This window comes from Aurantimonas marina, assembly GCF_017183135.1.
Lineage (GTDB): Bacteria > Pseudomonadota > Alphaproteobacteria > Rhizobiales > Rhizobiaceae > Aurantimonas > Aurantimonas marina.
This window is the reverse complement of record NZ_JADDXW010000008.1, coordinates 146,042-169,560: the sequence shown is the minus strand read 5'-3', so window position 1 is coordinate 169,560 and position 23,519 is coordinate 146,042. Positions and strand designations below refer to the sequence as shown.

General features: G+C 64.2%; 22 protein-coding genes. 6 read left to right on the top strand and 16 right to left on the bottom strand.

Going from position 1 to position 23,519, the window contains the following annotated elements; genetic code table 11:
• Positions 1 to 63: 63 nt before the first annotated feature.
• From ING15_RS11405 to ING15_RS11395, 3 genes are all read left to right on the top strand, one after another.
• Entirely contained in the window at positions 64 to 432 is a 369-nt protein-coding gene (locus ING15_RS11405) for a DUF6481 family protein (protein WP_206454927.1), read from the top strand.
• Between the two features lie 135 nt (positions 433 to 567).
• A complete protein-coding gene (locus ING15_RS11400) occupies positions 568 to 900 on the top strand; it encodes a hypothetical protein (RefSeq protein WP_206454926.1) in 333 nt (110 codons plus the stop codon).
• Between the two features lie 292 nt (positions 901 to 1,192).
• On the top strand, positions 1,193 to 2,131 hold the full coding sequence (locus ING15_RS11395; RefSeq protein WP_232845709.1) for a GlxA family transcriptional regulator: 939 nt from the start codon (positions 1,193 to 1,195) through the stop codon (positions 2,129 to 2,131).
• A 20-nt stretch (positions 2,132 to 2,151) separates the two neighbouring features.
• Here ING15_RS11395 and ING15_RS11390 read toward each other — a convergent pair whose 3' ends face one another.
• The 14 genes from ING15_RS11390 to ING15_RS11325 form a co-directional block, all read right to left on the bottom strand.
• Positions 2,152 to 3,051 carry a DUF1194 domain-containing protein gene (locus tag ING15_RS11390; RefSeq protein ID WP_206454924.1) on the bottom strand — a complete coding sequence of 300 codons (900 nt, stop codon included), beginning with the start codon at positions 3,049 to 3,051 and terminating at the stop codon, positions 2,152 to 2,154.
• A gap of 75 nt (positions 3,052 to 3,126) precedes the next feature.
• On the bottom strand, positions 3,127 to 5,640 hold the full coding sequence (locus tag ING15_RS11385) for a GcvT family protein (RefSeq protein WP_206454923.1): 2,514 nt from the start codon (positions 5,638 to 5,640) through the stop codon (positions 3,127 to 3,129).
• 80 nt (positions 5,641 to 5,720) lie between these two features.
• Positions 5,721 to 6,941, bottom strand: a complete 1,221-nt coding sequence (locus tag ING15_RS11380) for a hypothetical protein (protein WP_206454922.1) — start codon at positions 6,939 to 6,941, stop codon at positions 5,721 to 5,723.
• 65 nt (positions 6,942 to 7,006) lie between these two features.
• Positions 7,007 to 8,461, bottom strand: coding sequence for an aspartate aminotransferase family protein (locus ING15_RS11375; protein WP_206454921.1), 1,455 nt, complete (start codon positions 8,459 to 8,461; stop codon positions 7,007 to 7,009).
• 17 nt (positions 8,462 to 8,478) lie between these two features.
• Positions 8,479 to 9,492, bottom strand: coding sequence for an NAD-dependent epimerase/dehydratase family protein (locus ING15_RS11370; protein WP_206454920.1), 1,014 nt, complete (start codon positions 9,490 to 9,492; stop codon positions 8,479 to 8,481).
• Positions 9,489 to 9,926, bottom strand: coding sequence for an EamA family transporter (locus ING15_RS11365; RefSeq protein WP_206454919.1), 438 nt, complete (start codon positions 9,924 to 9,926; stop codon positions 9,489 to 9,491). Before ING15_RS11365 ends, ING15_RS11370 begins: the two co-directional genes overlap by 4 nt.
• A 181-nt stretch (positions 9,927 to 10,107) precedes the next feature.
• The gene (locus ING15_RS11360) at positions 10,108 to 11,424 is read right to left on the bottom strand and encodes an FAD-binding oxidoreductase (protein WP_206454918.1); all 1,317 of its coding nucleotides are present in this window, start codon (positions 11,422 to 11,424) and stop codon (positions 10,108 to 10,110) included.
• The gene (locus tag ING15_RS11355) at positions 11,417 to 12,850 is read right to left on the bottom strand and encodes a UbiA family prenyltransferase (protein WP_206454917.1); all 1,434 of its coding nucleotides are present in this window, start codon (positions 12,848 to 12,850) and stop codon (positions 11,417 to 11,419) included. The genes ING15_RS11360 and ING15_RS11355 overlap by 8 nt, the downstream gene beginning before the upstream one ends.
• 221 nt (positions 12,851 to 13,071) lie before the next feature.
• Positions 13,072 to 14,118, bottom strand: a complete 1,047-nt coding sequence (locus tag ING15_RS11350) for a histone deacetylase family protein (protein ID WP_206454916.1) — start codon at positions 14,116 to 14,118, stop codon at positions 13,072 to 13,074.
• 130 nt (positions 14,119 to 14,248) lie between these two features.
• Entirely contained in the window at positions 14,249 to 15,685 is a 1,437-nt protein-coding gene (locus ING15_RS11345; RefSeq protein ID WP_206454915.1) for a coniferyl aldehyde dehydrogenase, read from the bottom strand.
• 170 nt (positions 15,686 to 15,855) lie between these two features.
• Positions 15,856 to 16,929 carry a DUF3618 domain-containing protein gene (locus tag ING15_RS11340; RefSeq protein ID WP_206454914.1) on the bottom strand — a complete coding sequence of 358 codons (1,074 nt, stop codon included), beginning with the start codon at positions 16,927 to 16,929 and terminating at the stop codon, positions 15,856 to 15,858.
• Positions 16,926 to 17,321: a phage holin family protein gene (locus ING15_RS11335; RefSeq protein ID WP_206454913.1), complete on the bottom strand. Its 396-nt coding sequence runs from the start codon at positions 17,319 to 17,321 to the stop codon at positions 16,926 to 16,928. Before ING15_RS11335 ends, ING15_RS11340 begins: the two co-directional genes overlap by 4 nt.
• The gene (locus tag ING15_RS11330) at positions 17,311 to 18,036 is read right to left on the bottom strand and encodes a hypothetical protein (RefSeq protein WP_206454912.1); all 726 of its coding nucleotides are present in this window, start codon (positions 18,034 to 18,036) and stop codon (positions 17,311 to 17,313) included. The genes ING15_RS11335 and ING15_RS11330 overlap by 11 nt, the downstream gene beginning before the upstream one ends.
• Before the next feature lie 11 nt (positions 18,037 to 18,047).
• Entirely contained in the window at positions 18,048 to 18,194 is a 147-nt protein-coding gene (locus ING15_RS11325; protein ID WP_206454911.1) for a hypothetical protein, read from the bottom strand.
• 269 nt (positions 18,195 to 18,463) lie between these two features.
• Here ING15_RS11325 and ING15_RS11320 point away from each other — a divergent pair, with 269 nt between their 5' ends.
• On the top strand, positions 18,464 to 19,162 hold the full coding sequence (locus ING15_RS11320) for a CBS domain-containing protein (protein WP_232845701.1): 699 nt from the start codon (positions 18,464 to 18,466) through the stop codon (positions 19,160 to 19,162).
• A 62-nt stretch (positions 19,163 to 19,224) separates the two neighbouring features.
• Here the strand turns inward: ING15_RS11320 and ING15_RS11315 are convergent, their stop codons facing one another.
• Positions 19,225 to 21,444, bottom strand: coding sequence for a RelA/SpoT family protein (locus tag ING15_RS11315; RefSeq protein ID WP_206454910.1), 2,220 nt, complete (start codon positions 21,442 to 21,444; stop codon positions 19,225 to 19,227).
• 109 nt (positions 21,445 to 21,553) lie between these two features.
• Positions 21,554 to 21,964: a DNA-directed RNA polymerase subunit omega gene (gene rpoZ, locus ING15_RS11310; RefSeq protein ID WP_206454909.1), complete on the bottom strand. Its 411-nt coding sequence runs from the start codon at positions 21,962 to 21,964 to the stop codon at positions 21,554 to 21,556.
• A 257-nt stretch (positions 21,965 to 22,221) separates the two neighbouring features.
• On the opposite strand from rpoZ, the gene ING15_RS11305 reads away from it, so the two are divergent.
• Together ING15_RS11305 and ING15_RS11300 are read left to right on the top strand one after the other, a co-directional pair.
• Positions 22,222 to 22,818: a LabA-like NYN domain-containing protein gene (locus ING15_RS11305; protein ID WP_206454908.1), complete on the top strand. Its 597-nt coding sequence runs from the start codon at positions 22,222 to 22,224 to the stop codon at positions 22,816 to 22,818.
• A gap of 23 nt (positions 22,819 to 22,841) precedes the next feature.
• On the top strand, positions 22,842 to 23,498 hold the full coding sequence (locus ING15_RS11300; protein ID WP_206454907.1) for a uracil-DNA glycosylase: 657 nt from the start codon (positions 22,842 to 22,844) through the stop codon (positions 23,496 to 23,498).
• Positions 23,499 to 23,519 lie beyond the last annotated feature (21 nt).

The window sequence follows — 23,519 nt, the reverse complement described above, 5'->3', positions numbered from 1 at the left end:
CCCAAGGCATCGGCGCCCGGACAACGAGTGCCCGAACCCTTTTCCACGAATTACGATTGGTCCATGTCAGTTTTGAAACCCAAGGGTGCGGATTTCGTCGAACGCCGCACAGCCGCGCAAGAAGCGAAAGCCGCCCTTCTCGAAAAGATGAAGGCGAAGCAGAACGATCCGGCTGCCGAGGCTCGCCGCGCCGAGCGCGCCGCCGTCGTCGCGGCTCGCGAGGAGCGTCAGGCCAAGAAGCGCGCCGAGGCCGAAGCCAAGGCCCGCGAAGCCGCCGCTCGCAAGGCCGAGAAGGAAGCCGAGCGCCTGGCCGCGGAAGAAGCCGCCAAGGCCGAAAAAAATCGTCCGATGGCGCAGATGGTCGCCGATGAAGCCGCCCGCAAGGCGGCCCGCGACGCCAAATACGCCGCGCGCAAGGCCCGCAAACGCTAGAGCGGGATGAGGCTGAGCGGAAACCGGTTTTCCGCCGGCATGTCGATCTAATTTACTGAAATCGATCGCGTTTATGACATGGGATCGAATCGATCGCTTTCTTACTGTGATCCGGGAACCGTTGAGGCGTTTTCGATGGGCCTGTTGGGCGTTTTTGCCAACATCGCAGCGATCGTCACGGCAGTGGTCGCCGGGTGGGCCTATGGGCGATACGTGTGGGAACGGCGGCAAAAACGTCTGCGCCTTGAACACCACTTGCGTGAAGAAAAAGCGGCCCGACGCGATCAGGGTCAGCGGACGCTTCTGCATCTCGTGGCCAATCTGGGAATGACAGAGTCCGAGATCGTCGACGCGGCGTTTCGCAGCAAATATGTCAGGCGCCGCCTCGGCGTCGATGATCAGGGCCGCGCCGACCGGCTGCTGCTCGAATACGACGGCGGCGATCCCGAGGACGATCTACCGAAATAATCGGCACTCCAAGTTGGCCAGTCTCCGGCCTGAACCTGAATGTGAAAGACCTCGCTTGCGCACGGAAACGATCCCGCGCAATCTTGCGCGATTCGGCCGCGTGGTCGCAGTATCGTGGAAGCGAGACCGTCGCCGGTCGCGTCAGGATCGGAGGCATTTGCCGATGAGGATCGCGTCAACGGCAATCGGCCAGCCGCGCTTCGCGAGCGACCAAGCGGCCAGGGTGGACGATGGAGCCAGCGAGGCCGCGCCGAAGCGCAGCATCACGTTCCTGCTCGTTCCGAATTTCTCGATGATCGCCTTTGCGACCGCGATCGAGCCGCTGCGAATCGCTAACCGCATCGTCGGCCGCGAGATCTACCGTTGGCGTCTTGCCTCGGTCGATGGTGCATCGGTGCGTGCGTCGAATGGCGTCGAAGTCGCGGTCAACGGGTCCGTTGAGGCGGAGCGCCGGACCCTCCCCGGCGAGAACCGGCCCTCGATGGTTTTCGCCTGCTCCGGCGTCCTGGTCGAGGATTTTTCCGACAAGGCGGCCTTTTCCTATCTGCGCGAATCCCATCAACGCGGCATTTCGGTCGGCGGCCTGTGCACGGGCGCCTGGATTCTTGCGCGCGCCGGCCTCCTCGCCGACCGGCGATGCGCGATCCACTGGGAGAACCTGCCGGGCTTTACCGAAGCCTTCCCACGCGCCGACGTCTTCGCCGACCTCTTCGAGATCGACCATAACATCTACACCTGCGCCGGCGGCACGGCCTCGCTCGACATGATGCTCGCCCTGATCGGCGAGGATCTGGGGGAGGACGTGGTCAACCGGGTCTGCGAACAGGCGCTGACCGACAGGGTGCGTGGCCCCCAGGACCGGCAGCGGCTGCCGCTGCGGGCGAGACTCGGCGTCCAGCACGCCAAGGTTCTGCGGGTCATCGAGATCATGGAAGCGAATCTGTGCGACCCGCTGTCGCTGGTCGAGATCGCTCGCGCCGTCGGCCTCTCCCGCCGGCAGGTGGAACGGTTGTTCGACAAGGAGATGGGCCGCTCGCCGGCGCGTTACTATTTGGAGATTCGGCTCGATCGGGCGCGCCACCTGTTGATGCAGTCGCAACTGCCGATCGTCGATATCGCCGTCGCCAGCGGTTTCGTCTCCGCGTCGCATTTTTCCAAATGCTACCGCGAACTCTATTCGCGCTCGCCGCAGCAGGAACGTGCCGGACGCGCCGCGCTGTCTCCGGCCTGATCGCGCGGGCGGCAGGCGGTCTACTGGAAATCCTCCAACCAACGTCGCTGGCGCTGCTGCCACAGCCGTTCGCCGATCAGACAGTCGGCGGCCGCGGCGTTTTGGGTCTGGATAACGGTGGCCGACGCCGCCTCGCGGAGATCGGGCCAGGTGCCGGCAAGTTCCAGCACCAGTTTGCGACGCACTGCCTCGGGAAACTGCGACCAGTCGTTGACCGGGATGATGAAGGCCGAGGGCCCGCCGATGACGCAATCCGTATAATAGCGGTCGAGATCTGGGATCGAGCTCCAGCCGAAGCCGCCGCCTGACGTCATCAGCGGCAGGCCGTTGATTGTGATGCCGCGGGCGACCGCCGCATCGCGCGCGGCGGTGACCACGCGTCCCTGATTGTTCGGCCCGTCTCCGGATATGTCGACGACCCGCCGACGCCCGTCGAAGCCGTTACGATCGAACATCGGCACAATGAAATCGATGGCGGATGCGATGGAGGTTCGGCGTTGCCGCTCGGGTTCCTCCGATGCGAGGCGATAAGCAAACGCCTCGGCGCTCGCCTTGGAGTCGATCAGCGTCCAGGGGACGATGACCGACTGGGAGAACATGCCGGCCCATTCGATATAGGTGACCGCGACCCGCCCATAACCACCTTCCAAGATCGCCCGCTGCACGGCCGGGCTACGGAAGGCGGCGACGTAACCTTCGCGCTGAATCTCCTGCTCGCCATGGTCCATCGACCAGGAAACATCGACCGCCAGGACCAGTTCGACGTCGACCTTCTGGCCGTCCTGGGGGACTGGTTCCGCCTGGGTGCCGAGATCGCCGAGGCCGCGTTGCTGGGCCTGCGCAGGGACGAGGCCGAGCAGTCCCGCTGCGCCAGCGTGAAGAAGGAAAGCAATAGCGAAAGCGGCAACTCGGCTGCTCATGACGAAATCGTTATGCCGATCTTGCGATGGCGCAAGACACAAAGCTGTCAAATTTCGACAGTGCGTTGCCGCACCCTATGCGCGCAGCCACTCGTTATCCGGATCGAACGGGCTTTCGCCGATGACGGTCGCGTCATGGAGCGTAGCGAGAATCTTGATCTGGAGCCGCGTCCCCTCGCCCGCGTGTTCCGGCTTCAGCATGGCCAGCGCCAGGCTCTTGCCAACCCGCCAGCCGAAGCCGCCATTCGTCGCCCGTCCGACCAGTTCGCCATCGGCGTAGATCGGCTCCGATCCACGCGCGTCCGCGTCGCCGACGCCGTGGATTTCAAGCGTCGCGAACTGCCAGCGCAGGCCGGCCTCGCGCGCCTGAACCACCGCGTCACGGCCGATGAAGTCGCCCTTGTTTGGATGAACGAATCTCTCAAGACCTGATTCAAACGCATTGTATTCGATAGAGAGTTCGCGGGGCAGTTGGCGATAGGATTTTTCCAGCGCCATCGCGCCCATCGCCCGGATACCGAAGGGTTTGATCCCGAACTCAGCGCCCGCTTCCATCAGCATGTCGTAGAGTGCGTTCTGCATTTCGATCGGATGGTGCAATTCCCAACCGAGCTCACCGACGAAATTGACTCGAAGGGCGTCGAGACGGATTGGTCCGACCGAGATGCGCTGGCCGGTCAACCAGGGAAACGCCGCATTGGCAAGGTCGGTGCGGGTCAGCTTGGCGAGGACATCGCGCGAGCGCGGCCCGGCGATGACGAGGACACCGAGCCGCGTGGTCGCCGGATACATCTGAACGCTGCCGTCGTCCGGCAACGCCTTTTGCAGGATGTCATGATCGATCGATTCATAACCGCCGCCTGAGACGAGATAATAGCTCTGTTCGCCGGCCTTGAAGACGGTGAATTCGGACCGAACGCCGCCCGCCGGCGTCAGCAGATGGCACAGCGCGATGCGGCCGGTCTTTTTCGGGATGCGATTGGCGAGCAGGCCGTCGAGCCAGCCTGCGGCGCCCGGCCCGGTCACCACGGCCTTGGCGAAGGGCGTCATGTCGAGCAGCCCGACGCCCTCATGCACCGCCCTCACCTCGTCGCCGACCGGCTCGAAATAGTTCGAGCGGCGGAATGACCAGCGCTCGCGAATCCGGCCGGTGTGATCGACCGGTGCGTGATTGTGCTTCATGAGGACATCGGCGCCGACGTCGAGTTCGGCCTCCGGCACCGCATAGCCGTCCGGCGCGAACCAATTCGCCCGCTCCCAGCCATAGACCGACCCGAACACCGCGCCGAGCGCCTTCTGGCGCTCGTAGGAGGGCGAGGTCTTCAACGGCCGCGCGGCAGCGCGCTCCTCGTCCGGGTAGTGGACGGAGAAGACGTTGGCATAGGCCTCCTCGTTCTTGGCCCGCAGATATCCCTCGCCCGCATAGGGTCCGAACCGGCGCGGATCGACGCCGATCATGTCGACGGTCGGTTCGCCGTCGACGATCCATTCGGCGATCTGCCAGCCAGCCCCGCCGGCCGCGGTGATGCCGAAGGAATGGCCCTCATTGAGCCAGAAGTTCTTCAGGCCCGGTGCCGGACCGACGATGGGTGAACCATCGGGCGTATAGGCGATGGCGCCGTTATAGACCTTCTTGATACCGACCTCGCCAAACGCCGGCACGCGCGCGATCGCCGTCTCGATATGCGGCATCAGCCGGTCGAGATCCTCCTGGAACAGCTCGTACTCGCTCTCCTTGTCGGGCCCATCGAGATAGCAGCAGGGCGCGCCGATCTCGTAGGGGCCAAGGATAAGGCCGCCGTTTTCCTCGCGCATGTACCAGGACGAATCGCTCTCGCGCAGGACGCCCATTTCCGGCAGGCCCTGCCGCTTGCGCTCGACGATCGCGGGATGCGGTTCGGTGACGATATATTGGTGCTCGACCGGGATGACCGGCACGGCGAGACCGACCATGGCACCGGTCCGGCGGGCGAAGTTTCCGGTCGCCGAGATGACATGTTCGGCGACGATCTCGCCCTTGTCGGTGGTGATCTTCCACTCGCCGGAGGCGAGCTGCTCGATGCCGGTCACGGCGGTGTTGCGATGGATGATAGCGCCGAGGTCACGAGCCCCCTTGGCCAGCGCCTGGGTGAGATCCGCCGGCTGGATGTAGCCGTCTTCGGGATGCTGGATGGCGCCAAGGATGTCGTCGGTCTCGCAGAGCGGCCAGACCTGCTTCAATTCCTCGGGGCTGAGCAGCTTTATCGGCACGCCGATCGTCTCCGCAACACCGGCATAGTACATATATTCGTCCCAGCGGTCCCTGGTGCGGGCCAGACGGATGTTGCTCACATTGGAGAAGCCGACATTCATGCCGGTCTCCTCCTGAAGCTCACGGTAGAAGCGCACGGAATATTTGTGCAGCTGGCCAACCGAATAGCTCATGTTGAACAGCGGCAGGAGCCCGGCCGCGTGCCAGGTCGAGCCCGAGGTCAATTCCTTGCGCTCGATCAGGATACTGTCGGTCCAGCCCTTTTTCGCCAGGTGGTAGAGCGTCGAGACCCCGACCACTCCACCGCCGATCACCACCGCGCGCGCCCGTGAATTCATGCCTGCCGCTCCGAGCTTTACCCTCACCGGCGGACACACCGCCTCTCGGGACCAACCCTAGCGGAATGCTTCGGGCGGTTTCAGCCTCTTTGCGACATCGGCGATGCCGCGCGCGGCGGGGACAACTCCGACAGACGCGGTTTCCACGCTTCGAGCAGGATGATCGCGAACGCCGCGACGAACATGAAGTAGACCCGATCGTCCGGCAGCGGGAAAGTGACGAACTTGCCGAGGAAGCACAGGACGATCGCCGTCAGCATCATGGCGGCGCGGCGCGCCGGCGCACGACCGTTGAGGACGAGCATCAGCCATCCCAACAGCAGCAAAGCCATGATCGCCGGCCAGTTGTTCATACGCAACGCGACGCTGATCCCGCGGACGACGCCACGCAGATAGTCGATGACGCTGAACGCCGGCGAAAAACCCGCCATGTCGTTTTGCAGCGCCACGTTGGAGAAGTAGAAATGCGGCCACCATCCGGGGTGGCCAGCAGCCTGTGCGATCAGCGGATAGGCGACGACCGCCACGGCGAAGGCGGCAAGCGTCGGCAACCGAGCATAGCCGAAGGCCACGGCCGCCAGCAGCAGCGCGAACAGGAAGATGATCCCGTCGGGCCGCACGAGGTACATGGCGACGAGGAACGGTACAGAGGCCCATGGCCGGTTCTTGACCATGAGATAGATGCCTGCGAGCCCAAACGTGGCCATGTACATGTCCGGTGTCGCTAGCAGTCCCATGTCGAAATAGCCGGCCAGCAGCAGGATCGGGGCAAGCAGCAGGCCGGATTCGGCAAAGCCGTTCCGGACCATCCAGAACTGGAGGAAGAGGCCAACGGCAAGGGCGGAAAGGGAACTGACCAGGATGGTGGCAAAAACCGGATCAATGACGCGATCGAGCAGGCGGACCGTCTGCAGATAGCCGATCTTCACCCGGTACATCGGCAGTTGTGAGACGAAGTGGTCGGGGTTCTGCCACAGGTCGGCATTATAGGCGTTGCCTTCGCTCAGCTCGTACCACTGCGCCTCGGAGGCCCGCGCCTTGATGCCGGCCCAGGCCTCACGGTGAAGTTCGACCGGATCGCTGATGCGATCCTCCAGGGAGACCGCGATGTAGGGCGCCATGTCCCAATTGTATTCGGGCTTGACCAGCGCGAAGACGGCTGTGGCGAGGACGACCAGCGTGAACACCGCGATCGACGCCGCCCGGACGACGCGCGGCGACAGCATGGTGCGCAATCTCGCGCCGAGATGGCGCACGGGTTGCCAATCGACCGGCGTCGCGATGTTTTCGGCAAGGCTCATGGCTCGGTCCCTCGCGGGTTCTGAAACGAAGACGGCGACGCCGCGCGGGGCGCGGCATCGGTCGGTCAATTCATCTGCGACTTGACGAAATCCTTGACGATCGAGACGATACCGCGCGCCAGCAGCGCGTCGAGCGCGTCGCAGAACTGGTCGACATGCTCCTCGCCGCAGATCAGCGGCGGCTCCAGCCGGATGACGTTGCGGTTGTACTCGGTGAAGGCGACCAGCACGTCGTAGTCGCGTAGGAGCAACGCTCCGATGAAGCCGGACAGCGAGCCTTTGAGCTTTTCGTCGAGGATCGCCACCATCGGGCGCAGCGCCAACGGCAATGTGCGCGAGAAATCATGGAACTCCAGGCCGACCATCAGCCCCTGGCCGCGCACATCCTTGATGATCGAGGGGTAACGCGACTTGATCTCCTTGAGGCGGGCCAGCAGATGCGCCCCGACCTCGTCGGCGTTGCCGATCAGATCGTCGTCGTAGAGGACGTTGAGGCCCTCGATCGCGGTGATGCAGGCTTCGCCGATGCCGCCAAAGGTGGCTTGGGCATGGATCATCGCCGTCTTCGGCGAGCCATAGGCCTTCATGTAGACCTCACGCCTGGCGATCATCGCGCCGACCGCCGCCTTGCCGGCGCCGAGCGACTTGGCAAGGGCCGTGACGTCCGGGACGACGCCGTGATGCTCGAAGGCGTAGAACCGGCCGGTGCGCCCGTAGCCGCACTGCACTTCGTCGGCGACCCACAAGACGTTGTGCTTGTCGCACAGCGCTCGCACACCCTGCCAATAGGCGGTCGGGGCGCCGATGATGCCGCCGCCGCCCTGCACCGTTTCCAGCACGACGACGCCGATGTCGGGATCGCTGCGAATGGCGTTGGTCAGCGCCTCGAGGTCGCCGAACGGGACCTTGTAGGTGTTGCCGACCAGCTTGAACTCACCCTGGTAGAGCGGCGAATCCGTCAGCGAGAGAACGCCCTTGGTCTTGCCGTGGAAGGAATTCTCGGCATGGACGATCTTGCAATTCTTGCGGCCCGAGGCGCGCTCGGCGACCTTGACCGCCGCCTCCATCGCTTCCGATCCGGACGAGCCGAGGAACACCATGTCGAGGTCGCCGGGCGAACAGGCAGCGAGGTTCTTGGCGAGCGCCGCAGCGTATTGGGAGAGAAAGGCGATCGCGATCTCGTGGCGCTTCTCGTCCTGGAAACGCTGCCGCGCCGCCAGAATGCGCGGATGGTTGTGACCGAAGGCGAGCGAGCCGAAACCGCCGAAGAAATCGAGGATCTTCCGGCCGTTCTGGTCGATGTAATACATCCCCTCGGCGCTCTCGACCTTCACCTTGTTGAAGCCGAGCAGTTTCATGAAATGGAACTGGCCTGGATTGATGTGATCCTTGAAGAGATCGGCCATCGTCTGCACGTCGAGCGCCTTGGCCTCCTCGACGGTCATGAGATCGGGTTTGGCCGGTCCGCGCCGAAAAGGCTCATCGAGCGCGGGAGCGGTGACCGTGGGGCGATCGAGCATATCGGCTCTCCTGGTTCTTATTCGGCGGCTTGGGTGAAAGCGGTAGAAGCGGTCCGGTGGTCCTTGGACTTGGCCCGGTATTCCGAATAGGCGGCGATGAGCATGTCCTCGTCACGGTACCGCGGAACCCAGCCGAGATCGCGCTCGCCCTTCGACACGTCGAGGACGCAGAGCTCGTCGGCGATGAGATACTGTTCCGGATCCATCAACGGCACGTTCAACAGGTCGAGCAGGTCGAGCGTCCGCTTGACCGCAAAGCCCGGGGTGGGCACGAGGATGGACCTCGAACCGGCGTGCTTGACCAGATCGCCGAGCAGGCGCCGCACCGGCGGTGGGTTGAGGGAACCCAGATTATAGGCCTCGTTCGGCACACCGGCCTTCCAGGCGAGCCGCGCCGCTTCGGCGCAGTCGAACACCGAGATGAACTGATAGGGATTCTTCCCCGATCCGATCATCGGCACCGGCAGGTTGCCGTCGATCAGCTTGAACAGCTTTTCCAGAATGCCGAGCCGGCCCGGCCCGATGATCAGCCGCGGGCGGAACAGCGTGATGTTCATGCCGCGCTCGCGCCATTCGGCCGCCAGATACTCGGTATCGAGCTTCGACTGGCCGTATTCGCCGAGCGGGGCGACCGGATGCTCCTCGGTCATCGGGTGGGTGACCGTGTGGCCGTAGATCATGTCGGTGGTAAAATGCACCAGGTTCGGCGCGCCGACGGCGTGCATGGCCTCGATGATGTGCTTGGTGCCGAAGAAGTTCACCGGATAGAAAAAGTCGTAGCGCTTGGCCCGCGGCATGATCGGCGACAGCATCTTGGCCGACAGATTATAGACCATGTCGTCGGGGCCGATCGGCACGCGCCGGACGGCGTTCGGGTCGGTTACGTCGGTCGAAACGAAGGTGCAGCTGCGATAGTGCGCTAGATCGCTCTTGCTGATGTCGGCGACGACGACCTCTTCGCCGTCCTGCACGAGCTTTTCGGCCAGGTGGCGGCCGACGAAACCGTCGCCGCCGAACAGGATATGCTTCATCGGGAAACCTCTTGTGCGGAGTCTGTGGACAGTGCGGCGACATCGTCCTCGCCATGGATCTTGGAACCGCCCTGGGCGATGAACACCGTGCCGAGGCAGATCAAGGCGATGCCGCCAACGCGCATGGCGTTGAGATCCTCGCGGAAGATGAAATAGGCGAAGACCGCGACTGCGACATAAGCGAGCGACAGGAATGGATAGGCGTAGGACAGCTCGACCTTCGACAGGACGAAGAGATGCGAGGCCATCGATATGACGAAGGTCAAGAGGCCGAGGAAGACCCAGGGACTGAAGACGATCTGCAGGATCTTGACAATCGGATTGACGCCGGCGAACGACAGGGGGCCGAGCTGGATCATGCCGTATTTCAGCATCACCTGCGCCGCGGCATTGGTGAACACCGTAAACAGGATAAAGGGAAGAAACTTCGCCATCGATGCCGCCTTATCGGAATGAGCCACGTCTTCAACGCCGCCGCTATATGGATAGGTAGTATAAATCTGTGAGATATGGGTTAAACCGGCAGAATTCGCGCGTATTTTGCGGGAATTCGCGAATTTTACGGTAAATTTTCGATTGATACTGTATTTATAATTTTATATTTTGGTTGAGCGGTCAGCCGTCCCTTAGGGCAGACCGCCTCCAGAAGTCCGAAACCATCGCCGGATCGCGGAGCGCTTCGAGTTCGCGCCAGCGGGGAAAGCCCGCCGCGAAGGTTTCCGGCGACATGCGCGCGTCCTTGTAGGGATTGACGGCGCCGCCGGCATCGACGGTGATCCGGTCGAGCTCCGCCAACAGGCGCAGCGTTCTCTCGCCGCGATGGGGAAAGTCGAGAGTCAGCGTGTAACCCGCGCGGGGAAAGCTCGTCAGACCAGGACTGACCTGCTCGCCAAAGCGCTTGAGCACCGTAAGGAACGAGCCATGATCGTGGCGGCCGGCGCATTCGATCAACGCACGGACGGCATCCCGGCCGTTATCCGGCGGCACGACGCTCTGGTGCTGATGCAGCCCCGCCGGACCGTAAAGACGGTTCCACCCGCCGATCCGATCAAGCGGATAGAAGAACTGGTCGAACGGCACGATCTGCTCGGTCGTCCCCTTCCCGGCCTTGCGGAAATAGGCTTCGTTGAAGGTTCGCAGCGCCAGCCCCCGAAGCGGACTGAACGGCGGCGTGAACGGGATGCCCGCCAACGGTCCGCGAGCGACCCCGCTCATATCGCCCTCCGCCGCGTGGTCGCCGGCGATCAAATGGCCCCGGCCAAGCGAGGCGCCGCCGGCGAGCGAATCGATCCAGGCGACGGCGTATTCGTGCCGTTTATCCGCCTCCTCTGCGATCTCGAAATAGTCGTCGAGCCGGTCGAAGCGCGTCGTCGTCTGGACGATCGAAAGCGAGGGAACCTTGAGCAGCCGGATCGTCGCCCGCCGGATCAGGCCGGTTAGCCCCATGCCAGAGACGGTCGCGGCGAACAGACGCAGGTTGCTGGTCTTGCTGCACACGATGCGGCCGTCGTCCGAGCGATCGAGATCGAAGCCCTCCACCCATTGGCCGAATGTGCCCCGGCGATGATGGTTCTTGCCGTGGATGTCATTGGCGATGGCGCCGCCGAGAGTGACGAACTGCGTTCCCGGCGTCACCGGCAGGAACCAGCCTTGCGGCGCCACATGCCGGGTGATGTCGCACAGCAGCACCCCGGCATCGGCCGTCAGCAGGCCGGCGATCGGGTCGAAGGAACGGATACGGCTCGTCGGGCGGCTGTCGATCAGCGTCCCGCGATCGTTATGACAGCTGTCACCATAGGAGCGTCCGTTGCCGAATGGCAGAAAGCCCCCGCCATCGCCGCGGGCCGGCACACCCGGCAATCGAACGGCCTCGACGGCAGGACGTTTGGCCGATCGCAACCTGCCCCAGCTTTCGTAAGCGACATCAGACATAGGCGGCGGCCAGGAACATGACCGCGCCGAGCCCGATCATCAACTGGCTGCGCCAATCCCGCAGAATGAAGACGACCGGGTCCTCATGCATCTCGTCGCGGCGGGCGAGGATCCATATCCGTACGATGATGTAAAGAACCAACGGACAGAGCGCCCAGGCCAGATAGGGTTCGGTGAATTGCTGACGGACTTCCGCGCTGTCCACATAGAGCGCCAGAACCAGAACGGCGGCAAATCCGGAAGCGAGTCCGGCCTGAGCCAGCGTTTCCAGATCGGCATCGACATAGCCGCGGCCGGTCTTGGAACGGTGCGCACCGGTGCCGAAATCCTGAAGTTCGGTGAAGCGCTTCACCAGAGCGAGCGACAGGAAGAAGAACAGGGAAAAGGCCAGGAGCCAGAACGATGTCTCGACGCCCGAGGCTTCCGACCCGGCAATGATGCGCATGGTGTAAAGGCCCGCCAGCACCAGAACATCGATCAGCAACATGCGCTTGATGAACAGCGAATAGGCGGTCGTCGTCACCAGATAGAGGCCAAGGACCGCGAGAAGGTGCTCTGGTAAAATCCAGGCGATCGCCAGCGAGGTGGCCAACAGCCCTGCCGCAAGCTTCAGTCCGGTGGGGATCGCCAGCGCCCCGCTGGCGAATGGCCGGTGCCGCTTGGACTTGTGCTTGCGGTCGGCGGCGAGATCCACGAGGTCGTTACCGATGTAGACGGCCGACGCCGCGAGCGAGAAGCTGACGAAGGCCAGCATGGCCCCGGCCAGCATCTGCAGATTGAACAATTCCTGCGACAGGACCATCGGCACGAAGATCAAAAGGTTCTTCATCCACTGATGCGGACGTAGCGCCTTGATGGCTGGCCTCAGCCAGCCGCCGTCTTCGTCGATGCGACGCGCGCCGCTGCGCTTCTGCCAGCGATCGGCGGCCCGATCGGGCACGACCACCGTGGCCTCATCCGCCTTGTCGAGCAGGCAGATATCCTCGTGGGAATTGCCGAGATAGTCGAAGCGGCCCTCGCCGCAGTCGCTGATAATACGGTCGAGCTTGCGTTCCGCCGTCAGATTGACCGTATCGTCGGAGGCCATGACCGCATCGAACACCCCCAGATGGGTGGCGACCGCATGGGCGAGCTTTTCATTCGCGCCGGTCGCCAAGACGATACGCCGGCCATCCGCCCGCGCCTGGCGAAGCTGCGCGACGACATCTTCACGATAGGGAAGCAGTGCCGCATCGAACTCCACGGCGGCAAGTTCGGCCTTCAGACGCGCCTTGCCTGCGGCCAACCAGCGCGGCAGGCGGTGGAGGGTATGCGGCCTCTGGCGCAGCGTCAGAAACAGGGTTTCCCAAAGCAGATCGCTGCGGATCAGCGTTCCATCGAGATCGACGAAGATCGTGTTGTCCGTCTGCGGTGCTCTGGCGTCCAACGGTCCAGCCCTCCTGCCGCGCCACGCGGAACAAGATCGCGCAACGTTCTCGGGCCCGTTATGCGCGGCCGCGGTTTCAAGGCGGTGAATTCTTGGGGCTGCGCGGCCAGTTGCCAAGGAGAACCTGGAAAGACGGTAAACAACTACGCAAGACCATAGCGCAGCGGCAGGGCTTCATCGATGCCTGCGCCGCGGGTCCGCCTACCGCCTGTCGCGATCGGTCACGCCGCTGCAAACGCCGCCACGAAGGCCGGCGCCGCCTCGGCCACGGCCGCGAGCGAATAGCCCCCCTCCTGGACGATCACCGAGGGCAGTTTCAGGCGACCGAGGATGGAGCCGATCGCCGGGTAGGCGTCGCTCGAGACATCCAGCTTCGACAGCGGATCGTCGCGATGGGCATCCCAACCGGCGGAGATCACCAGGGCCTCAGCCCCGAACCGGTCCGCCGCCTCGGCCATGCGCTCGACCGCCCCGATAAAGGCGGCGTCGTTAGCGCCGAACGGCAGCGGCAGGTTCAGGTTGAAGCCCTCGCCCGGGCCCTCACCGCGTTCGTCCGCGTAGCCGAAGAAATGCGGATAATAGGCCGACGGGTCGGTGTGGACGGAGCCGACGAAGACATCGTCGCGGGCGTAGAAGATCGCCTGGGTGCCGTCGCCGTGATGGGTGTCGAAGTCGAGGATCGCGACTTTGGCGTAGCGTTGCCGCAATTCCTGCGCGGCGATCGCCGCGTTGTTGAAGAAGCAGAAGCCGTTCGCCCGGTCCGGATAGGCGTGGTGGCCGGGCGGGCGGCACAGCGCATAGGCGGCGGACGCCCCCTCGACGACCGCCCGGGCGGCGCCGACCGCGCTCGTCGCCGAGGCCAGCGCCGCGTCAAAGCTTCGCGCCGTCATCGCGCAGGACAGATCGCCGATATACCAGCCGGTCTGTCCGAGGATGCCGGTCGTCTTGGGCGCCGGCCGGGCTCCCAGCCGGGTGGCGCCCGAGAAATAAGGATGCACGTTGGGCAGAACTTCCGGTCCGGCATTCGGCAGCGCCTGAAATCGCTCGAAGGCGCCTTCTAAGAATCTCACATAGTGATCCGCATGAACGGCAAGCACCGGATCGAGACCGCAATCACCCGGCGCCTTCGCCTCCATACCGAGCGTGCGCAACGACGCGATCAGCGTCTCACCGCGTTCAGGGTTCTCGAGCGGGCGCACCAGCCGCCCGTGAACGCCGTACTGGGTCGGCCTATGGCCAAGCTGATCGGGAGTGAAGAACAGGCGCATGGGGCGAATCCGGGATTTGCGGTGAGACCTGATCAAAGCTGCGACAGATTGAAAATCTCGACGCGAGCAGACGCGGGTCCTTACCCTACAGAAACCCGAGTGCCATCGCGCGAATCAGAATGTTGGAACGTCAGCGCCGGCTCAACAGCCACGAAGCCATCCTGGCACGTTTTCCCCAAGGTGGGCCAAGGCGCTCAAAGACATTGAACGCGCCGACCTTATAGACCGAGCGGGCGTGGCTCAGGCGGCGAAATCCGTCAAAGCCGTGATAGGCGCCCATCCCGCTCATCCCGACACCCCCGAAGGGCAGGCTTTCCTGGGCGACATGCAGCAACGTGCCGTTGAGGGTCACCCCGCCCGACATGGTTCCGTCGAGCACCTTGGCCTGGTCGGCCTTGTCGTCGCTGAAACAATAGAGCGCCAATGGGCGGTCCCGTGCCGCGACGTGGCGGATGGCGTCGTCCAGGCTGTCGTAGCCGAGGATCGGCAAGACAGGGCCGAAGATTTCCTCCGTCATCAGCAGGCTCTCCGGCGCCGCCCCGAAGACGACGGTGGGACCCATCTTGCGGCCGGAATCTGCGCCGCTGTCCTCGTGCGACAGCACGGTGGCGCCCTCGGAGCGGACTGTCTCAACGGCATCGCGAAGCCGTTGGTAATGCCGGTCGCCGATGATCGCGGAATAGTCGTCATTGCCCGCGATCGCCGGATAAGCGCGGTGCGCCGACGCCATGACGGCCTCGGCAAAGGCAGCAATCTTGTCGGCCGGGACGAGCGCGTAGTCGGGGGCGATGCAGGTTTGTCCGGCATTGAGGAACTTGCCGAAGGCGATACTGCTCGCGGCCTTTTCGAGCGGATAGTCTGGGCAAACGATCGCGGGCGACTTGCCGCCGAGTTCGAGCGTCACCGGCGTCAGGTTTTCCGCCGCCGCCTGCATGACCTTGCGTCCGACGGCAGTGGAGCCGGTGAACAGGAGGTGATCGAATGGCAGGCTGGAAAAGCGCTGCGCCGCCTCGACACCGCCGGTCACCACGGCGACTTGCTCGGGGTCGAAACGTTCGGCGACAAGGCGCTGCAGCAGGTCGGCGAAGCGCGGCGCAAGCTCCGACGGCTTCACCATGACGCGATTGCCCGCCGCCAGCGCCTCGACGAGCGGCGACAAGGCAAGCAGCAGCGGATAGTTCCACGGCGCGATGATACCTACGACACCGAGCGGCTCATGCTGCACCCAAGCGCGAGCCGGTTGAAACGCCAGATCGACATGCCGGCGCTGCGGCTTCATCCAGCCCCCGAGCTTGCGTCGGGCATAGCGAATGGCACCCAGCGTGGGAACGACCTCGAGCAGGTCGGTTTCATCGCGCGACCGATTGCCGAAATCCTGCGAAATCGCTTCCGCGATGGCGGACCGGTTGTCCGTCACCATGCCGCGCAGACGATCCAACGCGTCGCGCCGCGCCTCCAGATCCGGTGTCGCTTCCCGCCGGGACGCCTGACGCTGACGTTGGAAAACCGCGCTCAAGGCACGGTCGGGAACGGCCCCATCGGCTGTGGCTTCGGCATCCTGTGGCATGGCGGATCCAGCGTGTTCCAGTCGGACTAGCTCCCGATTCTATAGCTTGGGAGACAAAGCGCCAACAGCCGCCATGGGCCGGCGAACCTATGCCCAATGCGCGACCGGCCACGCCGCAAGACGTGGCCGGCATAGACATCAGCGGCCGTCTAGGCCGCCTGAGACAGCGGTCAGGACAGGCCTTCCTTCTTTGCCTCGCTCTTGGCCGCGCCGGCCGCGGCACTGGCGACATCCGAGGCCTTCTCCGCCAAGGTTTCACCGCCAGCGCCGCCTTTCGGCATCAAGCCCTTCTTGTCGGCTTCCTCGCTGGCCGCCTCATAGGCCTTCTCCGCGACATGCCCGGCCCGCTCGACCGCATCCTGGCCATAGGCATAGGCCTCGTCACGCATTTTGTCGCGGGCAGAGCCCATCAGCTCATCCTCACGGCGCGTCGAGGGGAGCGCGGCTCCCACGGCCGCCCCCAAGGCGAGCGCGACGCCGCCCATGATCAGCGGCTCCTCGTAGAGCGTGTCGAGGAAGGTGCGCCGCGCGCTACGCCCGGCGCGGTAGACGCCACGCCCTGCCCCGCGAGCGGCACGCGCCGCGGCTTCCTCGGCCCGCCAGGCGGCATCCGAAGCATCGTGGCCGAGACGCGCAGCCGTATCGCGCGCCGATCCGGCGGCACCTGAGATGGACGAACCCGCGCGGGTGGCGGCATCGGAGACGCTCGCCCCGGCGCTGGATGCAGCTGCTTTGGCCTTGCCCGTCATACCGGGACCGCTGGAGGTGCTGGAGTCGGCGCCTCCGACGGGCGGGCGGGACGCGCCCCCGGTCACCGGATAAGGACTTGGCCGGGGTGAGCCCGATGACGTCCCCAGCGCCGACGAATCCGATGCGCCCGAACGATAGTCGCCGACCGGCTCCGAGCCGACCGGAAAAACCCCGTCGAAGCGCTCATCATATTCCCGGTCATCGCGCCATTGATCGTAGCGGCCTTTCAAGTGACGGCCCTCGGCGCGTGCGCTGTCACCGGTAAACAGCCAGGCGATGCCGGCGCCGATCAGGCCGAGCGCGAGCGGATTGTCACGCACCTGACGCCCCAGGTTCCGGGCCATGTCGGACCCCTGCCCTTCCTTAAGGTAGCTCGACACCTCGTCGACGATCTGTCCGACCGAAAACCGGTCGCGCAATTCATCAAGGGTCGAGTCCACCCGCGAGCGATGGCTTTCGGCTTCATGTTCCAGTCGATCGGTATCGTTGCTCATCGGGTCTGCTCCTTCACGAGCTGGCCGTCCTTGCGCAGCTGACGGGCTGTGCGGTCGGGCGAAAGATTGCTGGGGCTGAGGTCGCTCCGGCCTTTGAACAGCAGCGCGACTCCGATGCCGGCGATGACCACGCCAACGAGCAGCGCCGCCCAGGCATCGCCCATGAATGATCCGAGCGCGACGATAAGGGCTTGGGCGAGGACAAAGAGCGCCACGAGCAGGCAGATCGCCCCCGCCGCGATCGAGCCACCGCCGACTTCCAGCTGGGTGATCTTGTCGGATATCTCGGAGCGAATGAGTTCGCCCTCGGTCTTGAACAGCTCGGTCGTTTCCCGCAGCAAATCGGACAACAGCTCGGGCACCGACCGGCTATCTCTGGGTTCAACGGCCATAGTTGCCTCCGCTGGTGTTGGTGGATGTGGTGCCGGACGGCGTCCGGGCCTGCGTGCCGCCGAGCGGCGCGGTGCTGGAAGAAACGCCGGCCGAAGACGGTGCCGTCACGCCCGAGGCACCGACGGACGATGCGGGGGTGGACGGTGACGGAGGCACGCCCGCCGTGCTAGTCGGCCGCACCGCAGTGGGCGCTGGCCGCCCGACCGCGGTCCTGTCGTAGGAGTCGCGATCGTCTTCATGCTCGTGTTCGCTGGACGCCCGGGCAAATCGTCCCAATGCGACACCGGCCAAGGCAGCGCCAACCAGAAAAGCCGTCGGCTGACGACGGGCGAAACCGGCGACCGAGCGGGTCAAATCCTGAACGCTGCGCCCATGCAGGGAGCGTGACGCGTCCTCCAGACCGGAGGCGACCTCACGAACGACATTCGCGGCCATCGACTGATCGCGGTCCCCGAGCTCGTCGGAGGCCTTGCGCACGGCGGCGGCAAAATCTTCCATACTTCCGGCAACAGCTTCCTTGCCCTGATCCGCGCCCTCGCCGGCCCGCTCCCTGGCCTTTTCGGCGAGGCCGGACGCTTCGTCGCGGATACGCTGGCCGGTCTTCGTCGCCTCATTCTGGGCGGATTGCGTTTCACGATCGATCGCGTTCGCCGCGCGTCTTTTGTCGTCTTCCGCCCTGCCGGGCAGCGACGGCTTGTTGATGTCGGAGGTCATAGTGAGATTCCTTATGCAAGTCCGAGGAGGGAGAGGATGACGAGGACCACCACGATCAACCCGACCAGATAGATGATGCTGTTCATGACAACGGTATTTCCTTCCTGGGGCGGCAGCGAAGACAGCGAGATGTCTTCACGCGCCCGTGTTCCAGACATGTTGCGTTAAGTTCGATGAAGCCGGTTTGGTTCCGTTAACGGTGGCTGGCTGCGCAAATGAGACTCGCCTAGCCGCGGGCCGCTCGCCGCCGAAACCGAAGCAACGCATGAGCGGCGCCGGGTTTGATCCAGGACAACTCCAGGGCCGGTGCAGGTCGCTATATTGACCGTGCTTTCGTCCGTCCCAACGCGCTTTGCAGGCGAATCGACCCCGCGTCCACGGGGCGGTGAGAGCGCGGTGGATCGCGAGAAGGATGGAGAACCTGCCAATGCTGACGGCGAAGGACGTGATGACCGCCAAGGTCTTCACCGTGGCACCTGATGATACGGTTCGCAATGTCGCGGCCCTACTGACCGACCATGGCGTGAGTGCCCTTCCCGTGGTTGACGGCGACAAATTGGTCGGCATCGTCAGCGAGGGTGATCTCATGCGACGCGAAGAGCTCGGCACCGCCGCCCGCCCGCGCTCCTGGTGGCTAAACATCTTCACCGAGTCGGCGACCACCGCCGCCGACTACACCAAGGCGCATGCCAGACACGTCGAAGCGGTGATGACGAGGAACGTGGTCACAGTCGACGAAGACACCCCGCTGGCGGACATTGCCAATCTTTTGGAAAAACGGCGCATAAAGCGGGTTCCGGTCGTCCGCGGGGACAAGCTCGTCGGAATCGTCAGCCGCGCCAATTTGATCCGGGCACTGGCGACAGCACGGGACCGCCAGCTCGCCGCCTCAGCGGCCGGCGACAGCGGCATACGCGAGGAAATTCTGGAGAAATTGCGCCGGGAGCCCTGGGCCTCTGTCGGCGCCTGGGACGTTACCGTCACCGACGGAACCGTCGCCTTCTGGGGCCGGTACCGAACCGAGGAAGAACAGGAAGCCTCGCGCGTCCTGGCCGAAAATACCCCGGGGGTCCGCTCGGTCGAGGACCATCGCATCCCGATCGAGGTCTATTACGGCGCCACGTAGCGCGGCGTGGCAGGATGCGCCGTCCTGTGGCCTTTCCAACCGCAGGGGAGACCACGCCGGCGTCAACCGTTGACCCGCACGACCTCCGAGACGCACGGCTTGCTACGAAGCTGATTCAACGTCTGGTTGAGATGATTGAGGTCCCACACCTCAAGCTCGATCACCATTTTGGTAAAATCGGGCGCCGTCGTGACCATCGACAGATTGTGGATGTTGGCGTCATTGGCCGCGACCGTTTCGGCGATCTCGGCGAGTGAGCCCGGCTCGTTGATCGCCGAGATCATGATCCGGGCGGGAAAGCGTTCGTTCAGCGCCTCGTCGATGTCCCATCTGACATCGACCCAGCGGTCCAGCTGGTCGTCATAGTCCATCAGGGCCGGCGACTGGATCGGATAGATGGTGATGCCCTTGCCGGGCTCGATGATGCCGACGATCCGGTCGCCCGGCACCGCGCCGTCCGGCCCGAAATGCACCGGCATGTCGTCGCCCGCGCCGCGGATCGGAATGGCGTTCCGGTCCTTCTTCTGCTTCGACTTCGAGCGGCCCGGCACCCGGAAGATCATGCCGGCGGCGGTTCTGAGGTTGAACCAGCCCTCCTCTTCCCGCCGCGGCGAGCGCCGTGTTACCCGGCTGTCCTGATAGTCCGGGAACGCAGTCTTGAGGACGTCGGAGGAGTTCAACTCGCCCCGGCCGACCGCGGCGAGCGCATCCTCGATCTCGCGCTGTCCGAGCTTGCCCAGCAGCGGCTTCAGGATGTCGCGGGTAAACGTTTTGCCGGACCGCGCAAAGGTCCGCTCGAGGATCTGCTGGCCGAGCCCCGAATATTGCCGGCGAATCGAGAGACGGGCCGCCCGCCGGATCGCCGAGCGCGCCTTGCCGGTGACCGCGACATTCTCCCAGGCCTGCGGCGGTGTCGCCCCCTTGGCCCGGATGATCTCGACCTCGTCGCCATTGGCAAGCTCGGTGACCACCGGCATGATCCGCCCGTCGATCTTACAGCCGACGCAGGTATCGCCTACGTCGGTATGGACCGCATAGGCAAAGTCGATGGGCGTCGCGCCGCGCGGCAGAGCGATCAGCCGCCCCTTCGGGGTAAAGCAAAAGACCTGGTCCTGGAAGAGTTCGAGCTTGGTGTGCTCCAGGAACTCCTCCGGGTTATCGCCCTCGGCAAGCAACTGGATCGTCCGGCGCAGCCAGCCATAGGCGTTGGAATCCTTCGACAGATGCACCTTGGCGTCGGCGTCCTCGCCAAGATCCTTGTAGATCGAGTGCGCCGCGACGCCGAATTCGGCGATCTCGTGCATCAGGGACGTGCGGATCTGCAGCTCGACACGTTGGCGCGACGGCCCGACGATGGTGGTGTGGATCGAACGGTAGTCGTTCTGCTTCGGCGTCGAGATGTAGTCCTTGAACCGTCCGGGGACCATCGGCCAGGTCCGGTGCACGATACCGAGCGTGCGGTAGCAATCCTCTTCGCTGCCGACCACGACGCGAAAGCCGAAAATGTCGGAGAGCTGCTCCAGCGACAACGCCTTTCGCTGCATCTTCGAGAATACCGAATAGGGCTTTTTCTGCCGGCCGGTGACGGTCGCCTCGATGCCGCTGTCCTTCAGGCGCGCGGTCAGATCCCGTTCGATGCTGGCGATACGCTCGGCGTGCCGATCCCGCAATTCAGCCAGCCGCGCGGTGATGGTCTCGTAAGCTTCGAGATTGACGTGTTTGAACGCGAGGTTCTCCAGTTCCTCGCGCATGTCCTGCATGCCCATGCGCCCGGCCAGCGGGGCATAGATGTCCATCGTCTCCTGGGCGATCCGGGCGCGCTTGTCCGCCGCCATGTGGCCGAGCGTGCGCATGTTGTGCAGACGGTCGGCAAGCTTGACGAGCAGGACGCGGATATCGTCGGCGATGGCGAGCAGCAGCTTGCGCAGGTTCTCCGCCTGCGCCGCCTTTTTCGACACGAGGTCGAGCCGTTTCAGCTTGGTCAGCCCCTCGACCAGTTGGCCGATCTTCGGCCCGAACAGCTGATCGATTTCCTTGCGGGTGGCGTCCGTATCCTCGATCGTATCGTGCAGGAGCGCGACCGCGACCGTCGCCTCATCGAGATGCATCTCGGTCAGGATCGCGGCGACCTCGAGCGGATGCGAGAAATAGGGATCCCCGCTGGCACGCGTCTGCGCGCCATGCTTCTGCATGGCGTAGACATAGGCCCGGTTAAGGAGCGCTTCATCGAGATCGGGCTTGTAGGCCGCAACCTTCTCGACGAGTTCGTATTGTCGCATCATATGTTACGGCGACGATCCTGAACGAGAAAAGGACGCCTCCCCGATCAGGGAGGCGTCCTTCAATATAGGACTGTTACAGGCTCCGCCGAAAGTGCGGCGCAAACAAAACTCAATAATCGTCGGTCCGCTCCGGCGGCACGAGCCCCTCGATCCCGGCAAGAAGCTCTTCTTCCGACATGTGATCGAAGGAGACCTGATCGTCGCCCTCCTGCGCGCCGGTGGTCTGCGCTGCCACCGGCTGCCCGGCAATACCGCGCGGCTCCGGCGCCGGTGCCGGCTCCGGCTCGTCCACCTCGACATGCTTTTGCAGCGAATGAATCAGATCTTCCTTGAGATCGCCGGGCGACAAGGTCTCCTCGGCGATCTCGCGCAGCGCGACCACCGGATTCTTGTCGTTGTCGCGATCGATGGTGATCGATTGCCCCTGCGAGATCTGGCGCGCCCGGTGGCTGGCGAGCAGAACCAATTCGAAGCGGTTCTCGACCTTATCGACGCAATCCTCTACGGTGACGCGGGCCATGCCTGTCTCCTGGCTGTACGAATTCGATGAGATTAAGCGGTTCGCATAGACCGTTTGCCGTCGCAGGACAAGGGCTTGTGGCAGCGCGGTCGCGGTTTTCCGAATCTGACAATGCCCGTTGTGCAGCCAAGGCGCGCCGATTATGGTCACGCGGAATTTGCCATCCGCCTCGATAACCGTCGATCGCGCCTTCTCGCCAAGACGGCCCGACGATTTTGCCATCACCGATTTGAGCGCTACCGAAAGCTGCATTGCCGATGTTTGACCAACGTGAAAAAATCGCCCTCCTCATCGACGGCGCCAATCTTTACGCCGCTTCCAGAAGCCTCGGCTTCGATATCGATTACAAGAAGATGCTGGTCAGCTTCCAGAAGCGCGGCTATCTCCTGCGCGCTTATTATTATACCGCGCTCATCGAAGACAGCGAATATTCGTCGATCCGGCCGCTCATCGACTGGCTCGACTATAATGGCTACCGGGTGGTCACCAAAGCCGCCAAGGAGTTCACCGATGCGGCCGGACGGCGCAAGGTCAAGGGCAATATGGACATCGAGCTTGCGATCGATGCCATGGAGCTGGCCGATACGGTCGATCACTTCGTGTTGTTCTCCGGCGACGGCGATTTCCGCTCCCTGGTCGAGGCGCTGCAGCGCAAGGGCCGCAAGGTTTCGGTGGTATCGAGCCTGACCACGTCCCCGCCGATGATTTCCGACGATCTGCGCCGGCAGGCCGACCATTTCATCGATCTGGCGAGCCTTCGGGCCGAAATCGGCCGCAACCCGGCCGAGCGTGAAAGCCGGATGGCCCGTCGCACCGAGATCGATGAAGCCGACGCGTCCAACGAGGACTATTGAGCCTGCCAGTCGAGCCCGCCGCGATGCCCACCCTTCCATCGGACCCCGCGCGCGACTGTCCGGTCTGCCCGCGGCTGGTCGCCTTCCGCCACGAATTGCGCGCGCGCGAGCCCTCCTGGCACAACGCGCCGGTGAAAACGTTCCTGCCCGCGTCCGGCGCTAGGTCCGTTCGCCTGCTCGTGACCGGACTGGCGCCAGGGATGCGCGGCGCCAACCGCACCGGGCGCCCGTTTACCGGCGACTATGCAGGCGACCTCCTCTACGCGACCCTGTCACGCTTCGGCTTCGCCAACGACCGGTTCGCCGCCCGCCCCGACGACGGGCTCGAGCTGTTCGCGACGGCGATCACCAACGCGGTCCGCTGCGTCCCGCCCCAGAACAAGCCGGTGGGCGCGGAGATCAACCATTGTCGCCCGTTCCTGACCGCGACCATCGCCGACTTTCCCGATCTTCGCGCCATCGTGACGCTCGGCAAGATCGCGCATGACTCGACCGTCCGCGCACTCGGCACCCGGCTGGCTGACGCTCCATTCCGCCATGGCGGCGAGCACCAGATCGGCGGGATCCGGCTGTTTTCGAGCTATCACTGCTCGCGCTACAATACCAATACGCGCCGCCTGACCGCGGACATGTTCGTCGCCGTGTTCCAAAGGGTGCAGAACTATCTGGACGATCGATGACTATCCAGGGATCGCATCTGT

Bases quoted from the DNA above. Each gene is read 5' to 3' on its own strand.
- ING15_RS11405 (WP_206454927.1), top strand. From the start codon at position 64: ATGTCAGTTTTGAAACCCAAGGGTGCGGATTTCGTCGAACGCCGCACA.
- ING15_RS11400 (WP_206454926.1), top strand. From the start codon at position 568: ATGGGCCTGTTGGGCGTTTTTGCCAACATCGCAGCGATCGTCACGGCA.
- ING15_RS11395 (WP_232845709.1), top strand. From the start codon at position 1,193: ATGATCGCCTTTGCGACCGCGATCGAGCCGCTGCGAATCGCTAACCGC.
- ING15_RS11390 (WP_206454924.1), bottom strand. From the start codon at position 3,051: ATGAGCAGCCGAGTTGCCGCTTTCGCTATTGCTTTCCTTCTTCACGCT.
- ING15_RS11385 (WP_206454923.1), bottom strand. From the start codon at position 5,640: ATGAATTCACGGGCGCGCGCGGTGGTGATCGGCGGTGGAGTGGTCGGG.
- ING15_RS11380 (WP_206454922.1), bottom strand. From the start codon at position 6,941: ATGAGCCTTGCCGAAAACATCGCGACGCCGGTCGATTGGCAACCCGTG.
- ING15_RS11375 (WP_206454921.1), bottom strand. From the start codon at position 8,461: ATGCTCGATCGCCCCACGGTCACCGCTCCCGCGCTCGATGAGCCTTTT.
- ING15_RS11370 (WP_206454920.1), bottom strand. From the start codon at position 9,492: ATGAAGCATATCCTGTTCGGCGGCGACGGTTTCGTCGGCCGCCACCTG.
- ING15_RS11365 (WP_206454919.1), bottom strand. From the start codon at position 9,926: ATGGCGAAGTTTCTTCCCTTTATCCTGTTTACGGTGTTCACCAATGCC.
- ING15_RS11360 (WP_206454918.1), bottom strand. From the start codon at position 11,424: ATGTCTGATGTCGCTTACGAAAGCTGGGGCAGGTTGCGATCGGCCAAA.
- ING15_RS11350 (WP_206454916.1), bottom strand. From the start codon at position 14,118: ATGCGCCTGTTCTTCACTCCCGATCAGCTTGGCCATAGGCCGACCCAG.
- ING15_RS11345 (WP_206454915.1), bottom strand. From the start codon at position 15,685: ATGCCACAGGATGCCGAAGCCACAGCCGATGGGGCCGTTCCCGACCGT.
- ING15_RS11340 (WP_206454914.1), bottom strand. From the start codon at position 16,929: ATGAGCAACGATACCGATCGACTGGAACATGAAGCCGAAAGCCATCGC.
- ING15_RS11335 (WP_206454913.1), bottom strand. From the start codon at position 17,321: ATGGCCGTTGAACCCAGAGATAGCCGGTCGGTGCCCGAGCTGTTGTCC.
- ING15_RS11330 (WP_206454912.1), bottom strand. From the start codon at position 18,036: ATGACCTCCGACATCAACAAGCCGTCGCTGCCCGGCAGGGCGGAAGAC.
- ING15_RS11325 (WP_206454911.1), bottom strand. From the start codon at position 18,194: ATGTCTGGAACACGGGCGCGTGAAGACATCTCGCTGTCTTCGCTGCCG.
- ING15_RS11320 (WP_232845701.1), top strand. From the start codon at position 18,464: ATGCTGACGGCGAAGGACGTGATGACCGCCAAGGTCTTCACCGTGGCA.
- ING15_RS11315 (WP_206454910.1), bottom strand. From the start codon at position 21,444: ATGATGCGACAATACGAACTCGTCGAGAAGGTTGCGGCCTACAAGCCC.
- rpoZ (WP_206454909.1), bottom strand. From the start codon at position 21,964: ATGGCCCGCGTCACCGTAGAGGATTGCGTCGATAAGGTCGAGAACCGC.
- ING15_RS11305 (WP_206454908.1), top strand. From the start codon at position 22,222: ATGTTTGACCAACGTGAAAAAATCGCCCTCCTCATCGACGGCGCCAAT.
- ING15_RS11300 (WP_206454907.1), top strand. From the start codon at position 22,842: ATGCCCACCCTTCCATCGGACCCCGCGCGCGACTGTCCGGTCTGCCCG.